General features: G+C 43.6%; 12 protein-coding genes. 5 read left to right on the plus strand and 7 right to left on the minus strand.

Annotated elements, in window-relative coordinates; translation table 11 throughout:
* Nucleotides 1-131: 131 nt before the first annotated feature.
* The 3 genes from QUB64_RS02780 to QUB64_RS02790 all read left to right on the plus strand — a co-directional run bounded on the left by QUB64_RS02780 (nucleotide 132) and on the right by QUB64_RS02790 (nucleotide 3,037).
* On the plus strand, nucleotides 132-914 hold the full coding sequence (locus QUB64_RS02780) for an alpha/beta hydrolase (protein WP_333266267.1): 783 nt from the start codon (nucleotides 132-134) through the stop codon (nucleotides 912-914).
* Nucleotides 915-1,178: 264 nt separating this feature from the next.
* A complete protein-coding gene (locus QUB64_RS02785; protein ID WP_333266269.1) occupies nucleotides 1,179-1,460 on the plus strand; it encodes a DUF485 domain-containing protein in 282 nt (93 codons plus the stop codon).
* Entirely contained in the window at nucleotides 1,457-3,037 is a 1,581-nt protein-coding gene (locus QUB64_RS02790) for a sodium:solute symporter family transporter (protein WP_333266271.1), read from the plus strand. The genes QUB64_RS02785 and QUB64_RS02790 overlap by 4 nt, the downstream gene beginning before the upstream one ends.
* A gap of 332 nt (nucleotides 3,038-3,369) precedes the next feature.
* Here QUB64_RS02790 and QUB64_RS02795 read toward each other — a convergent pair whose 3' ends face one another.
* The 7 genes from QUB64_RS02795 to QUB64_RS02825 form a co-directional block, all read right to left on the minus strand.
* Nucleotides 3,370-4,542, minus strand: a complete 1,173-nt coding sequence (locus QUB64_RS02795; RefSeq protein ID WP_333266404.1) for a TRC40/GET3/ArsA family transport-energizing ATPase — start codon at nucleotides 4,540-4,542, stop codon at nucleotides 3,370-3,372.
* An 837-nt stretch (nucleotides 4,543-5,379) separates the two neighbouring features.
* The gene (locus QUB64_RS02800; RefSeq protein WP_333266273.1) at nucleotides 5,380-6,513 is read right to left on the minus strand and encodes a hypothetical protein; all 1,134 of its coding nucleotides are present in this window, start codon (nucleotides 6,511-6,513) and stop codon (nucleotides 5,380-5,382) included.
* A 517-nt stretch (nucleotides 6,514-7,030) separates the two neighbouring features.
* A complete protein-coding gene (locus QUB64_RS02805; RefSeq protein WP_333266275.1) occupies nucleotides 7,031-8,011 on the minus strand; it encodes a PEP-CTERM sorting domain-containing protein in 981 nt (326 codons plus the stop codon).
* Nucleotides 8,012-8,116: 105 nt separating this feature from the next.
* The gene (locus QUB64_RS02810; protein ID WP_333266277.1) at nucleotides 8,117-8,956 is read right to left on the minus strand and encodes a hypothetical protein; all 840 of its coding nucleotides are present in this window, start codon (nucleotides 8,954-8,956) and stop codon (nucleotides 8,117-8,119) included.
* A gap of 327 nt (nucleotides 8,957-9,283) precedes the next feature.
* Nucleotides 9,284-12,508 (minus strand): efflux RND transporter permease subunit, encoded by a 3,225-nt coding sequence (locus QUB64_RS02815; protein WP_333266279.1) that lies wholly within the window; start codon nucleotides 12,506-12,508, stop codon nucleotides 9,284-9,286.
* A gap of 533 nt (nucleotides 12,509-13,041) precedes the next feature.
* On the minus strand, nucleotides 13,042-13,296 hold the full coding sequence (locus tag QUB64_RS02820; RefSeq protein ID WP_333266282.1) for a hypothetical protein: 255 nt from the start codon (nucleotides 13,294-13,296) through the stop codon (nucleotides 13,042-13,044).
* Nucleotides 13,297-13,899, minus strand: a complete 603-nt coding sequence (locus QUB64_RS02825; protein ID WP_333266284.1) for a thioredoxin family protein — start codon at nucleotides 13,897-13,899, stop codon at nucleotides 13,297-13,299.
* Between the two features lie 178 nt (nucleotides 13,900-14,077).
* Between QUB64_RS02825 and QUB64_RS02830 the strand changes: the two genes are divergently transcribed.
* Together QUB64_RS02830 and QUB64_RS02835 are read left to right on the plus strand one after the other, a co-directional pair.
* Complete coding sequence (locus QUB64_RS02830) at nucleotides 14,078-14,482, plus strand: NIL domain-containing protein (protein WP_333266286.1); 405 nt, start codon at nucleotides 14,078-14,080, stop codon at nucleotides 14,480-14,482.
* A 62-nt stretch (nucleotides 14,483-14,544) separates the two neighbouring features.
* The gene (locus QUB64_RS02835; protein ID WP_333266288.1) at nucleotides 14,545-15,009 is read left to right on the plus strand and encodes a hypothetical protein; all 465 of its coding nucleotides are present in this window, start codon (nucleotides 14,545-14,547) and stop codon (nucleotides 15,007-15,009) included.
* Nucleotides 15,010-15,292 lie beyond the last annotated feature (283 nt).

Raw genomic sequence — 15,292 nt, forward strand, 5'->3', positions numbered from 1 at the left:
GAAGAAGCAGAGGAAAAAGGTTCGCAGTCAGGACTTCAGTCCTTCTTTATCCATTCAGAAAGGACTAAAGTCCTCACTACAAACCGTGTCCTAAATTGAAATAATAGTATCCTAATTTTATTAACCAGTATATGCCCATATCCGTAACGTCTAGCTTGGCATCTCCGATTCCTTTCGATATCTATCCTCCTCAACCACTCCAGGAAGAAGATGACTCATCCTTGGTCATCTTAATCTTACAGGGAGTAGAAATCGACAAATTAGAATATGCAGCCATAGCCACCGAGTTGACTAAGCATCAATTCTGGGTAATGGTGCCAAACTGTTTCCCAGTTGGAAGAAATTACCTTTGTCCAGATCACAGTTCAGCGGCGAAGGCGATCGCCGCACTGAAACCTTGGAGTTCTCAGTCGCTTAACAATGCTCTCGATAGAGGAGTTGTATTGTTAGGACATTCGGCTGGCGGAATGGCTGCTTTCGGTACTTTAGGTGCTAATTCTCTTGACTTAGTGAGTAAACTCATGGCGATAGTTACCTACGGGTCATGCGCCCCATCAAACACTAGCGCGATCGCCCCGTTGCCTCCTATCCTAATGCTATGTGGGGAAAAGGATTCAGTGGTTCCTCCAGAACTTTCGAGAGCGGCATTTCAGAGGATAACAGCATCAGCAAAAACCTTGATTGAGTTGAAGGGTTTAAACCACTACAGCATCAATGACTCTCAACAACCCAGTGAAGCACCGCCAGAGGATAACACAGCCGACCTCTCAAATCAAGACTCTGTGAGATTCATCGCCTGTCTGTTGAGTTCCTTTGTGCAAGGTGTTAAATCCCAACAAGAGAATTGGCTGAGTTCGATCGATCGCGATATCGTTAGTGCGATCGGATACAGTGAATCAACGTTGAAGGGTTAAAATTGTGCGATTTGTGTTAAAAGTGCGATCGGGCTAGTCGTCGTAGGGTGCGTCGCTGGCGATAAATCCCTAAAAAAAGCTCGACAATCTTGCAATATCCGCACCTTACACATGGCTGGACTAAACAAATCGAACACTTCTGTTCTAGCAAAAGTTTGTGAACCGGCATAGGTATAAATACTTGTTTTCAATTCTTAATAATAAAAACTCAAAAAATTGAACCATCAGTAGTATATAATACCGCTCATCTTAAGGTAAAAAACTATGAATGACAGAGATAAAGTCTTTACAAAACTAGCAGAAGAACGATGGCAAATATCCTTAAAACTAACATTAGCCATGATGTTCATCTACTTGGGATTTATATTATTAGTGGCTTTTAATAAGTCATTAATGGGTTCTCTAATTGTACCAGGATTAAGTTGGGGAATCCTCTTAGGTGCCCTAGTCATTATTGCCGCCTGGGTATTAATTTACATTTACGTCACTTGGACGAATAACTACTACGATCGCAAAATTCAAGAATATATCAAGAGTTCAAAATGAACACAAACCTCGGACAATTTAACATCACTGCGGTTTCCTTTTTCCTATTGTTTGTTGTCGCCTCTTTAGGGATTACTTATTGGGCCGCAAAAAAGACCAAAAGTACCGCCGAATTTTATACCGCAGGCGGTCAAATTAATGGCTTTCAAAATGGTTTAGCCCTCGCGGGAGATTTTATGAGCGCGGCAAGTTTTTTAGGCATTGCTGGTTTAGTCGCGCTGAATGGTTTTGATGGCTTAATTTATTCCATTGGTTTCTTAGTCGGTTGGCCAATTGTGATGTTTTTAATTGCCGAACCTTTACGCAATTTAGGAACCTATACTTTTGCCGATGTTGTTGCTTATCGGATGCGTCAAACTCCCGTGAGAATTGCCTCTGCGATCGGTACTTTAGCAGTTGTTACTTTTTACTTAATTGCCCAAATGGTAGGGGCTGGAAATTTAATTAAATTGCTCTTTGGCCTGGACTACGAATTAGACGTAGCGATCGTGGGTTGTGTGATGCTAGCCTATGTGATTTTCGGGGGCATGATGGCAACAACTTGGGTGCAAATTATCAAGGCATTTTTGTTATTAGGGGGCGCAATATTATTAGCGGTTTTAGTATTAGCTCAATTTGGATTTAATCCCCTTAATTTGTTTGCCGCAGCATCCGAGAAATATGGCGCCCAAGTATTAGCACCGGGTAAACAGGTAGCAAATCCTTTAGACGCTATTTCTCTAGGGATGTCTTTAATGTTTGGTACTGCCGGGTTGCCACATATTTTAATGCGTTTTTATACAGTACCAGATGCCCAAGCTGCTCGCAAATCTGTCATGTATGCGACATGGTTTATCGGCTTCTTTTATCTGTTGACTTTTATCCTTGGTTTTGGCGCGATGGCTTTATTAGGCCAAGACAATATTAAGGCAATTGATAAAGGAGGTAATATGGCCGCACCCATGTTAGCAGAACATTTGGGCGGTAATGTTTTATTAGGCTTTATTGCCGCAGTTTCTTTTGCGACAATTTTAGCAGTTGTCGCGGGATTAACGCTTTCGGGGGCTGCCGCGCTTTCTCACGATTTATGGGTGAATGTGGTGAGAGGGGGTTCCGCTAATGAATCCGAACAATTAAAAGTCGCCCGCGGTGCTGCTGGCTTGTTAGGTGTTTTGGCAATTATTTTGGGAATTGTTTTTAAAGGTCAAAATGTTGCCTATATGGTGGGTTTGGCTTTCGCGATCGCGGCTAGCGGTAATTTTCCGGCTTTATTAATGTCAATTTTGTGGAAAAATTTTACCACAAATGGGGCTGTGGCGAGTATGCTAACAGGGACTATTTCCTCTTTATTATTAATCTATTTGTCTCCGACAATTCAAATAGATTTACTCAAAAATACCGAGGCTATTTTTCCTCTAAAAAATCCTGGTTTAGTCACAATTCCTTTATCATTTATTGTCGGAATTGGGGTTTCTTTATGGAAAAGCGATCGCCAAGCCTATGAAAAATTCTCCGAAGTAGAGCAACTGATTCACTTAGGAGATGCACAATTTGTCGCGACTTTACCACCCGATGAAGTAGATGGTGAATTATTGTAATATCAAGAAAGGGGATTGCTGAATCAAAAATCGTTAATTGCAGCCAAGAGCAATCCAGTTTCTTTAGTTGCTGTGCATAACTCCTGAGAAAAAAACTATTTATATCATGTCAGGTCGATTATCATAACAGAAACGGAACGCACGTGCGCCCGAAAGTCCGCAGCTTTTTGCGGACTTTCGGGCGCACGTGCGTTCCTTACTTATTGCAGTCAATCGACCGGACACGATCTTACTCGTTACCAGGCTGATAGCGAAAGGAACCAGTTATTAATGGGCATGGCCGTGTCCTCTATTTGTAGGGAAACTGCAATGCAGTGTCCTATATTTGTAGCTTAAGCAAACTTAATCTTCAAATAATCATCCTCCATCTTCGCGCCCGAAGGTTGCAGCGCGGCTAAAGCTTGCGGTAATACCATATTGCGGCGGTGATTTCCAATCCGAACATTCAATTCATCTCCAGTTTTGCTCAACTGAATCTGATCCTTAGCAATTCCCGGCAAATACAGTTCTAGAACATATTGATTGTTTTCCTGTACAATCTTAATCGTATTTTCTGTGTAATAAACCTTGCTGGGATCTTCGTCTTTATAAAGCGTTTCTTTCAAGCGCTCCAAAGCTGGCAAACCGCACATCTCTTCGGAATAAAGCGGCACTTCTTTCACGGGTAGGGGGCGGAAATTTTCGTGAATTTCCTGCTTGTACTCCTGCTGGTTCTCTTTCCAGCGCTTGAAAAAAGGATCGGTTACTTCTTCGGGAATAATCCGATTGGCTACGATTAAATCTGTGGCAACATTGTACAAACTCAAATAAGCGTGGGCGCGCAAAGACTCTTTAATTACCATTTTTTCAGGATTAGTAATTAACCTGACCGAAGTCACAGTATTGTCAGTTAAAATCTTTTCCAGAGCTTCGATTTGTTCGTAAAATTCGTAAGGTGCATCCATCACCTCTTTGTTCGGCAAAGAAAAGCCCGCAATTGGTCTAAAAATCGGTTCAACTAAAGGTCTGAGGGCGGCTGATATGCCTTGCAATGGCTTGTAAAATTTTCTCATGTACCAGCCGCCAACTTCTGGCAAACTCAAGAGCCGCAATGCTGTGCCGGTGGGAGCAGAATCGATAATTAAAACATCATATATTCCCTCGTCGTAATGCCGTTTCATCCGCACCAAACCGAATATTTCGTCCATTCCGGGCAAAATGGCTAGTTCTTCAGCTTGTACGCCCTCAAGTCCCTGGGCTCTCAAAACTTCACTAATGTAGCGTTTTACTGCTCCCCAGTTGCCTTCTAATTCTCTGAGGGCATCCAATTCTGCTCCCCACAAATTGGGTTTTACGAGTCGGGCGTCGTGTCCGAGTTCCATGTCGAAGCTGTCGGCCAAGGAGTGGGCGGGATCTGTGCTCAGCACTAGGGTTTTGTATCCCAATTCGGCGCATCGCAGCCCTGTAGCAGCGGCTACGGAGGTTTTGCCGACGCCGCCTTTTCCGGTCATTAAGATTAAGCGCATTGATTTTTGAGCTCGCCTGCAAGTTCTGTTTACTTTTTTATTGTAACGGAATGTAACTTTATGAGACTGAGACCAGAAAATATCGGGTGGTAGGGTGCTGGTGGGGCGTCGGCTGGGGTGGCTGGGGTGTCCCTTAAAGGCTTGAAATATGATAGGGGGCGATGATAAATCTTGTTCAGGGCGATCGCACTTAACATCAAATGCTGTATTGGTATTGTTTGTGATACCATTTTTCAAAACAAATACCAGAGTATTAGTAGGGTGCGTCGCCTGCGAAAAATCCCTAAGAAAAGATCGACAATCTCATGGCGACGCACCTTGTCCCATTTGTGGGAGTCGTGCAACACAAAATTTATGGAGCATATTTAAATAGATGGTTGTGTTCCCACCCGATGTGTCAGGTGCGTCGCTACCAGATTGTCGGTTAAGTTTAGGGATTTTTCCCACGCGACGCACCCTACGGATAATGTTGCATTAATTTGGAAAATTGGTATGAGTTTCCCAGTCCGACAGGGGTTGAAAACCCCTGTCTCATAGCAAAAGTCCTCGCTCAAGAGGACTAAAATCATCGCACTTTCCGTCACAATCCGCAGTCGGTTTCAACCGACTTTCGCTCTCTCGGCGGGGGTTTAAACCCCTGCCGGACTTAACATCAAATGCAGCACCGATATTGTTGGTAAGTCCGACAGTCCGACAGGGAATGAATTAAGAGTCTCATAGCGAAAGTCCTCTCAAAGAGGACTGAAAAAATCATTGCACTTTCCCTCACAATCCACAGTCGGTTTTCGCTCGGCGAAAATCTGACACATACCAGGAAACTTTATAGATTTAAAATCCTTAAGATCTTCGCAAAGATTGAATGAATAATTTACTATAGGGTGCGGATGGTTGTACCTTCGCCAGCGAACCAAACAGCTCTTTTCCGCCGAAGATAACTAATGTCTTCTGTTTAGAGCGAGGTTCTTGACTCAGGACTTGTGAATGAACGGACAGAATACTATCTGAACCAAAACGATAGAAATAGTGCAAGTCGCCGCAAAGCTGTTCTTTAAGATCCTTGAGAGTAGGGTAAAGTTCTTTACACGAACGCGGTTCGTGACCGATTAAAATTAGTTGATCTGATATCTCCATTTTGTTAATATCGATTAGATACATGAGCCCTTCATCAGTATTAACTAGAAGGCGATCGTCCGATAGGTAGCACATATAGTAGCCAAAACCGTCATCAGAATCAGGCCAAGGCCATTCGCATCTTCCAAGTAGATTGCAGTCGGGAAAACTGAATCGGCTGATTTTTCGCTCAGAATCATCTAGTACCAAAAATTCGCCACCAGCAGGATGAAATTCTGGAGGCGCTGTGTCATAAAGACAGGGAACTTCCACGGCGTGAATTCTCGTACCATCATCATAAAGCCAGTAGATTTGCTGTCCGTTCTGACCGCAAGCAGCCCAAAGAGCTAAAATTTGATTTTCTGGGTGTGGGTGAAACGAAAAGGTACTGTAGCCGCCAATAGGGTCTTTGAGGCAAAGTTTTCGCTGAATTTGCCATGAATTTGTATCGCGAATTTGAATCTCGACTTCTTGACCTTCAATTACTTTCATGCACCAAAAACGTAAGCCATCTGCATCAAACCAGCAGTCCTGAAATCCATTCTTGTTATGCAAATGTGAAACTTTAACAGGAGGGTTAGGTAGCTGTTCTTCAAAAACTAGCTGGTTTTCTGCTGTCAAAATTGCTAAATGATTGCCATTTGCCATTATTGCTGCTAGCAAGTCGCCTTTGGGGCTGATGGCTAAACAGCTAATTTCGTCGGGAAACTGGTATTCGTATTTTGGTGACAAGTTGCGATCGACTAAAGTGACTTTTTGGCGATCGCCACTGACGATCGTCGCCCACTCGGAATTAATGGGTTGATTTATGTATGAGAACGACCAGTCAATTTGTCTTTCATATTTTGGTAAAATCAGCATAAAGATATTTAGTTATCTTGCGTAGATAGCCTCTATTTTAACTGAAATCTAGCAGCATTTATCGTAGGGTGCGTCAGTCGGGAATTTCTTTTGGGAGTCATAGAATGTTGGCTGACGCACCTTACCGACTAATTCTCGTCGCGTCAATTTCACATCAAATGCAGTACCGGTATTGTTTGTGAGTCCGACAGTCCGACAGGGGTTGAAAACCCCTGTCTCATAGCGAAAGTCCTCGCTCAAGAGGACTAATAAAAGAGGACTAAAATCGATATATCGTCGCTTTGCTTCCGCATAAGCAATGGACAGCTAAAGAAGCAATTGATATGTCTAAGAAGAGCTTTCGTAATTCTTATTTACTGAATTATTGCTTTGATTATACAAAAATTTTTCACTAAATAGGGTAATGACAATCAATGCAATGATAAAACTGTTACTACCCTATATTCAGTTACAGAATTTACCTCATTGTGTGTTCGGGTAAACTACACGGACAACTTGCCTGTTATCTTCTATCCTGCTATCTAAATTTGCGTTTCATAGCAGCACCAACACCTAATGCCATCATTAATCCTAATATAGACGAAGGTTCAGGAACCGCCTCCGCATCTTGATTCCTGATGTACTCTGAACCATCAGTATTGATCAGCTTGCCGCCAGAAGAGGTAAGCAAAGCAATTACATCGTCTGGTAACTCATCAAATGTAACGCTATCGTCTAATATTTCAATGCCTCCAGTTGTAAATTCAGGCAGCAATTCTGAAGGCCCACCGCTGATGCCACCAGTACAAGAACGACCTAACCCAGAATAACAAGTTGTATTACTACTCCAATGCTTACTTAAACCTTCTAAAAGATGAAAAGTCTTTCCTTTATCTTTAACACCTACCAGAAGCGTATGAAAAAGCCGATAGTGATTATTGGGGTTTGTTCCCGAAAAAGGTGTATCTTCCATTGATACGTTATATAAATCGGCATGCTCCTCGTAAGTTCCCCAATTTCCTGGCTGTTTGCCTCCATACCCAGGTACGTCATTATAGAAAGGTTGTGTATCTGCTTTCACCCAATGACCGTTATTTTTTAGGATCTCGATAATCTCTGGAGAAAGTTGAGTTTTATTTATAAGCAACTGCTCACCTTGATTCAGGTTCGATTGATCATAAGTGTAAATTAAATTTCCACCTGGCAGTAAATCGAAGAATGCCCCTGTTCCTTTAGATGTGGTTATTTTTCCTTTGTCTACTACTCGTTTTCCGTTTCCGTCCCACCATGTTTCGCTTTCTGGAACGCCAGAAATAATTTGTAAATAGTTGAAGTATTCGTAACCTAAAGCTTTTGCTAAAGTTCCAAGTTCAATTGGAATATTATTATTTTGGGAACCAAAATTAAAGGAGATTGTTCTCTTATTGTTAGAAAGCTCTGGCTTAAACTCTATATCCTTGATTATTTGGTTAGGGTTGTAAGCTTTTAAAGGAGAAGTTATTTTTTCTAAAGTATTCACTTCATCAGGAGTAGCAAGTTTTGCTAACCAACTGGTTTTAGATTGCTCATCAACATATATTGTATTTTCGGAAAAATTAGGTAATAAAGAATGCTCAACATTTTTTTATGCGAATAAAATTGGAATAATGTCTTTGTCATTGCCCTTGTCATCTCTTCCTGGTTGCAGAGCGTACGAAGATAACTTATAATAGTCAGCAACAACATTGCCTGAAGGCTCGTAAGCACCATAGTGAGGTTGCATTAAATACCCTCTTGTAAAAATATCGCCACTATTTAAAACAACCTGGCCACTTGGTGACCAGAGTTGTATATAGTCGCTAGCAGTTGGTCCATCAGTAAAATTTGAACTCACATTACTACTCTTAGAAGAGTAAAGTGGGTCAGAGCCTATAGGAAGTCCATCACTACCCGAATTAAAAGAACCTTCAGGCTGGTAAGATGTTGGGAATGTTTTTGTTGTCTGTTCAGTTCCCTCACCGGTGAAAACATTTCTACTATAAAATCCATTTCCCTGCGAAACCTGCTCAATGTATCCTTCAAGTGTCCATTTATCGGTACTTTCTCCGCCAATAAACTCTGGACTCTCTGGATTAGAGAAACGCAAGTCTACTTTAACGCCTTGGTTAGTGGTTTCAAATGAAAAAGATACTGTTGTATTGCCAAACGTGGTTCCTAATGGGCTATAGGGTAAACACAAGGGTTTATCCATGAATACAGTTGATGTCTGACCATTATTTTCTAAGATTGCCCCTGGAATGAAACCGTAACCTTCTCCACAACTAAAGGATTTACTACCAATAGTAAGAGATTGATTAACTGGCAATTCCCGCCCGGTGCGAGTTATTTTCCATGCGGATGCAGCAGGTTGAAAAGTTAGGCTGCTAGTGACTACGGTCAGAGCGGTAAGCAACCCAGACTTTAAAATAGAATTAAGTTTAAGCATTTTTACCTCTTGTTTTGTCTTAGTTCCGAGGCTTCACTTAATTTCTTAACTAAATGCTTAGAAGCTACGGAGAACTTTTATTCAGTAAGATTACATAAGCATAGCTAAATCTTTTGCTTCTTGAAAGATTTGAAAACCAATCTTTACCAAAACTTTATAAACACCTGATCTTTATTCAGCAAAACTTTATAATCTAATTTTTAAAGACTTGTTAAAAATCAGTTTTTTATGTCACTTTAATGGTAAAAAGCTTTGATGCTTCAGGTTTACCCTTTGCTTACTGTGCGATTAGCTGAGACTAATTGTTAGTAATGCTAACACTGAAGTTTACAAATTCGCATTCTTTCTCCCCGCCTTCTGCACGGGAACAGCCACCGCTTGCGGCTTCTTCTTCGCTGCAAACGTCCCAAAGAAATCGTGCAGCAAAATATAGAAACACGGAATAATAAACAGCGTCAGCAGCGTCGCCAGCGACAAACCCGAAAACACCACCACACCCAAAGGTTGCAGAAATTCCGAACCTTCTCCAATCCCCAAAGCGAGGGGAAACAAACCCAAAACTGTGGTGATAGTTGTCATCAAAATCGGACGCAAACGTTGAGGTGCCGCCCTGATAATTGCTGTCGCGCGATCGACCTTTTCATCTTCCCGAATTTGGTTGGCCAATTCTACCATAATAATGCCGTTATTCACGATAATTCCCACGAGCAAAATTGCCCCGATCATCACCGTGGCCCCGATCGCAGTTTTGGTCACGTACAGCCCAAAAATCCCCCCAGCCAACGCCAGCGGCACTGTCAGCAAAATCACCAGCGGATCGACCAAAGAATTGTACTGCACCGCCATCGCTACAAACACTAAAAATGTCGCCAACCCGCCCAAAAGTTTGAGCGCAGTTTGCAATTGCTGGTTGGTTTCCGCAGCGGAACTAGGCACAATTCTGACTCCTGGCGGCAACTTCAATTCCGATAAAACTGCATCGACTTGCTTGACAGCATCGCCGAGACTTGCACCGCGATTTAAGTTTCCCACAATTAAGAAAACTTGCCGCTGGTTGAGACGCTGAATTTCTCCGGGCGCTTGGCCGATCGCAATTTTTGCCACATCGCTTAAACGGACGATGCTATTATTGCCAGATAAGGGAATTTGTCCGAGTTGGGCGATCGATTTGACAGAAGTGCGATCGAACTGCACGCGCACGTCTACCAAACGGTTTCCCCGCTGCACTTGAGTCGGAACAGAACCTTCAATTGCTGTTTGAACTGTCTCCCCAATGTCTCGGGCACTGAGTCCGTACAAAGAAGCTCTTTCCCAGTCAGGACGAATTTGCACTTCCGACTGCGGCGCGTCTCCATCCGGCCGAAACCTCGCTAATTTTACCTTTTCATCCAATTCTTTTAATATCTGACGGCCTGCTTCTTGCAATGATTTTTCGGTTGGGCCCTGAAGTATGACATCAATTTCGCCGCCCCTGACTGGGGAATTCGTTAACACTAAACCCCTGATTCCTTCTGGGACTAAGCGCAAGCGAGTGCCTTTGGGAACGTCAATTTTCCTTAATTCCTCAGTCATTCTTTCGGTAAAGGCGATCGTATTCGTACCAGATTTTAGGGTAATCGTGCTGCTTCCCCTGAGCAAATTCTCGATCGTATTGTTGCCGAACAGCAGCCCTCCGGCTGTGGTTAAAGTATACTCGGTTTCTGGCTGTGCGAGCAGCAGTTTGTCGGCGGCTGCAACTACTTTTTGATTGGTTTCTAAGTTAGTCCCTGGAGGAAACAAAGCAAACAATCGCGCTTGACTTGTATTGACTCTCGGCAAAATTTCTTGGGGAATTTGACCTGCCATCACCCAAGTGCCGCCGCCTAAAATTATAAAAGCCAGTGGAATGATAATTAAGCGCAAACCCAGCACTTTTGACAGCACCGCACCGTAGGCCCGCGTGCCGTTTTCAAAGCCGCGGTTGAAATGTTTGATCGGCCCGAACTGACTGACACCGCTGGAATAAGACATTCCCATCAAGCGAGAAGTCAGCATCGGTACTACAGTTACAGCTACTAGCAAAGACGCTGCTACTGCAAAGCAAATTGTCAAAATTAGTTCGCTAAATAGCAACGAAAAGAAGCCGCCGATCAGCAAGAATGGCAGCACCGATACTAAGTTCGCCGCCGTGGAAGCAACCATTGCTGATTCTACTTCTTGACTGCGCATTACCGACTCTTCTATGGTCAGTTGTTGGCGATTTTTGATTTTGCCACCTTTGAGGTCGGGGTTGCTGTTTAAACCGACTACAATATTTTCTAAAATAACTACGCTAGTATCGATCGCCTGACCGATTCCCAAGGCTAAACCGCCCAAACTAAACAAGTTCAGCGACAAGCCGAACAGCCGCATTAAAATAATCGCAGCTAAAGTACACAGGGGAATAGTCAGAGAGATAATCAGCGTTTGTCTGAGGGAACCTAAAAAGAACAAAACGGCGATCGCAGCCAAGACTGCCCCGGAAATTCCCGCATTCGCCACATCCGCTAAGGAATTGCGGATGAATCGGGATTCGTCTAAGGTCGTAACTACTTTCATGTCTGCCGAAATCAAGCCGGATTCCTGCATTTGTTTGAGGCGATTTTTGACTCCGTCAACAACAGTAATCGTGTTGGCGTCCGGCTGTTTCAAAATGCTAATTTTAACGGCAGGTTTTTGATTGAGAAAAACTTTGACCCGCTGTTCTTCCGTGCCGTCATAGACTGTGGCAAAATCGCGCATGTAAACTCGTTTTGGCGGGTTGGAACCGGATATTTGAAAGGAAAGGTTGTTGATTTCGGCGGCTGTTTTAAAGCGGCCGATTGTGCGGGTCAGCGGTTCGTTGGATTCTTGGCGCAGTCGGCCGCCGGAAGTGTCTAAATTGCGCTCGCGCAAAGCACTAAAAACATCGTTAAGATTAACGCCTAAACTTTGCAGTCGGTTCAGGTCAATATTAACTTGAATTTCTTCTTGAACGCCACCGGAAACGTCAACGGAAGCTACTCCGGGAATCACGTTAATTTCCCTGGCTAATTCGTCATCGGCGAATACTCGCAAATCTACGCCTTGGCGCGAGTCTGAAGTCAGCGCAAATTCGTAAACCGGCTGTTGGGAAGGGTCAAATTTAAACAGAGTGGGGGATGCAACTGTGTCGGGAAGTCGGTTGCGAATGCGGTTGACGGAGGCTGTGGCGTCGTTGAGGGCTTGGTCGATATCGCCGCCGGTTCTGAAGAATAAATCGACGCTGACTTGTCCTTCGCGGGTGCGGGAAAACACTTGCGTGACTCCTTCGGTGGCGGAAAGTCCTTGTTCGAGGGGGCGGGTAATTTCGTCAACTGCTACTTCTGGCGAGACTCCCGGTGCGTCTAGGCGCACGCTGATCCGGGGATAGGTGATGGAGGGTAGCAAGTCAACGGGCAGTTGGGTGATGTAGAATAAGCCTACGATGATGATTGCTAGTGTCAGCATCAGGGTGCCGATGTGGCGGCGGATTGAGATGCTGCTAATGCTGAATCCGGGTTTGTCGGAAGTCATGCGATTTTAGATTTTAGATTTTTAGATTAGACGATTGGGGATTTTAGATTTTAGATTGAAAAGTTTACGGCGTCACTCAGCGTGCGAAGCAGGGTGGTTTTATAGTCGGGAGATAGGTACGTAGTTGGGCCCCGGCCCTCTTTAGATATACGCCTCAAGAGGGCCGGGGCCCAACTACGTGCCTTGATTAATATGACAGTTGCATCTAATACGCCACCCGACCTTTGAGCGATGTTTTCTGGGGTGCATCTGGTTTTTGAATAGGGCTATAGCATGACCGCATATAAGTTATTAGTTATAATCCCATATTCACGGAGGTCATGCTTCGCCCCTACAAACATATTTGCCAAAACCAGATGCACCCGTTTTCTATTGTTTCAGATTTCTTATCCTGACAATAAAACTACCCTGCCTCACTCAGCCTGTGAAGGCATGAATCGGGGGATTGCGACCAACTTCTTTTCGATCGCATTTTATTGTTTGTCGGGAGCGATCGAATATTTACACTCCACTTTTTGCAATTATAATAAAATTTAATAAAATGTAAATAAAGTTTTTTTGAATATTCCTTTGGAGGTAGTCGCCCTCAACCGAAATTGACATAAGTTGCGATCTGCTGTTGAATTTCTGTAAGGTATTACTATCTGGAACAGGCAAGATGCCTGCTCCACAAGAAGGTTTATTGATTGTGGAACAGGCATCTTGCCTGTTCCTTCTTCCTTCTTCCTTCTTCCTTCTTCCTTTTTCCTTCTTCCTTCTTCCTTCTTCCTTCTTCCTTCTTCCTTCATTTACTGCACTTGACTGCCGTGGGCGCGCGGGTCTGAACTGCTTGTTTTCACAGGGCCTGTGGCGGGAGTAAAATCAGAAACTTGACCGGAAGATTGCGAGTGCGGTATTGGTTTTCCTGCAATTAAAGCTTCTAAATTATCTTCCATAATACTGCGTGGTGTTTCGCCGATCGTTTCAGCAACGCTGCTGCCTTTATTATTCAAATAGACAAAGTGGGGAATGCCATCTACTCGATATTTGGTGATTTCTGGCAGCCATTTGTCGTTGTCTACATTCAGCATGACAAAATTCATTGGTTCGGCATATTTCTGTTTTATGGCGCTTAAGTCCTTAGCCATTGCTTGACAGCTACCGCACCAATCAGCGTAAAATTCCATGAGTGTTGGCTTGCCGTTTGTTAAGGCTGTTTCTATCGGTGCGGAGGCTTTTGCCATTTCGGTGAGACTGCTTGATGGCGTTTGAGTTCGCACTCCTAAGAAGAGGGATACTGAAAGGGCGATCGCTGCTAACACGATCAGTAAGTTTCTGACGCGGGCGGCGGCTTGTATTTCGGAATCTTTGGGTGCGGGGGCAGAAGTTGAGTTTGGCGAATTGAGACTCATAAAATAAATGCCGATTTTATTTCTATGTTTTTATTTTTTATAAGCAGTCTAAATTATACCACATTTTGAGATAATCAGACCAATCTCATCAAAAAATAGGGCTAAGGTCATTAATTAGACCAAGTGCGCTAAAACAATAAGATAAGAAAGATTGTGTTTGTAAATTACCGAGGTAAAAGTGAAAAAACGGGTAACGCTGACGTTTCCCCAACGATCGATCCAAATGCCTGTCACTTACCGACTGGCCAAGGATTTTAATGTTGCAGCCAACATTATCCGCGCTCAGGTGGCTCCGAATCAAGTGGGCAAACTGGTGCTAGAGTTATCAGGGGACATTGACCAACTAGAAGCGGCGATCGACTGGATGCGATCGCAAAGCATCGGCGTTTCCCTAGCCAGCAGGGAAATACTCATCGACGAAGATACCTGCGTTAACTGTGGCTTGTGCACGGGGGTTTGCCCCACAGAAGCCTTGACCCTTGACCCAGAAAGCTTTAAACTAACGTTTGCTCGATCGCGCTGTATCGTTTGCGAGCAGTGCATCCCTACTTGTCCGGTGCAAGCTATTTCTACTAACCTCTAAGCCCGCGCACGAATTTCTCGGGGTCATCTTTTTTTGCCTGGTTTCCCTAATCTTTCCATCGGATGAAAAAAAACTCTTGGCATTCCCTAACTCTACTTTTCCTTACTTATTTCACCTTTGGCTGGAAATTATCTGAGTTTGATGTTCCCCCGCACCTGACTTGGTTTTTAGCCGTAGCTTCTATTTTACTGTTAGCTGTCGCCTTGTCGTTCCCCCTGAAGGATACAAAATCCTTGATGATGAGGTGGTTTTCGAGTGATGTCGGTGCTTTTATTTCTATTATTTTAGGAGCTTTTGTGGCAGTAGTAGTTGTTACCTGGCTGCACCTTTTTGCTACTTGTTTAGTCTTGATTTCAGCCGGCTCTTTGGCAAGACTCGATCTTCAAATATCTGGTTGGAAAAATTGGCGCGCTTTGGCAGTATTAGCTACTATTTCTTTAACAGGTTTGGGGGTGGGCGGATCGCTAGAATTTTTGTTAATAACAGGCAGGTTGGGGAATTTTCTCAGGGTAATCGGTAATTGGTAATGGGTAATCGGTAATTGGTAATGGGCGATCGGGATTTTTTCCCTCTTCCCTCTTCCTTTTGACTAAAATGTTGTTGCCAAACGCGCGCAAGTGTAGCAGCCAAAAACTAAATCCCAATAAAAAAGCAGCTTTAGGGAGCTGCTCGTCAGAATGCATGAGGTATTGTTTTTAGAATAGGACAGGTTGAATGCGATCGATCTTGGGTTACATTTTTTGATACGGGAGAGTTGCTCAGTCGATGGACGATCGCGAAATCGTCACATAGGAGGATAGCATCGATGCT

It is taken from the genome of Microcoleus sp. Aus8_D2 (genome assembly GCF_036702665.1).
Classification (GTDB): Bacteria; Cyanobacteriota; Cyanobacteriia; order Cyanobacteriales; family Microcoleaceae; genus Microcoleus.

Bases quoted from the DNA above. Each gene is read 5' to 3' on its own strand.
- QUB64_RS02780 (WP_333266267.1), top strand. From the start codon at position 132: ATGCCCATATCCGTAACGTCTAGCTTGGCATCTCCGATTCCTTTCGAT.
- QUB64_RS02785 (WP_333266269.1), top strand. From the start codon at position 1,179: ATGAATGACAGAGATAAAGTCTTTACAAAACTAGCAGAAGAACGATGG.
- QUB64_RS02790 (WP_333266271.1), top strand. From the start codon at position 1,457: ATGAACACAAACCTCGGACAATTTAACATCACTGCGGTTTCCTTTTTC.
- QUB64_RS02795 (WP_333266404.1), bottom strand. From the start codon at position 4,542: ATGCGCTTAATCTTAATGACCGGAAAAGGCGGCGTCGGCAAAACCTCC.
- QUB64_RS02800 (WP_333266273.1), bottom strand. From the start codon at position 6,513: ATGCTGATTTTACCAAAATATGAAAGACAAATTGACTGGTCGTTCTCA.
- QUB64_RS02810 (WP_333266277.1), bottom strand. From the start codon at position 8,956: ATGCTTAAACTTAATTCTATTTTAAAGTCTGGGTTGCTTACCGCTCTG.
- QUB64_RS02815 (WP_333266279.1), bottom strand. From the start codon at position 12,508: ATGACTTCCGACAAACCCGGATTCAGCATTAGCAGCATCTCAATCCGC.
- QUB64_RS02820 (WP_333266282.1), bottom strand. From the start codon at position 13,296: ATGAAGGAAGAAGGAAGAAGGAAGAAGGAAGAAGGAAGAAGGAAAAAG.
- QUB64_RS02825 (WP_333266284.1), bottom strand. From the start codon at position 13,899: ATGAGTCTCAATTCGCCAAACTCAACTTCTGCCCCCGCACCCAAAGAT.
- QUB64_RS02835 (WP_333266288.1), top strand. From the start codon at position 14,545: ATGAAAAAAAACTCTTGGCATTCCCTAACTCTACTTTTCCTTACTTAT.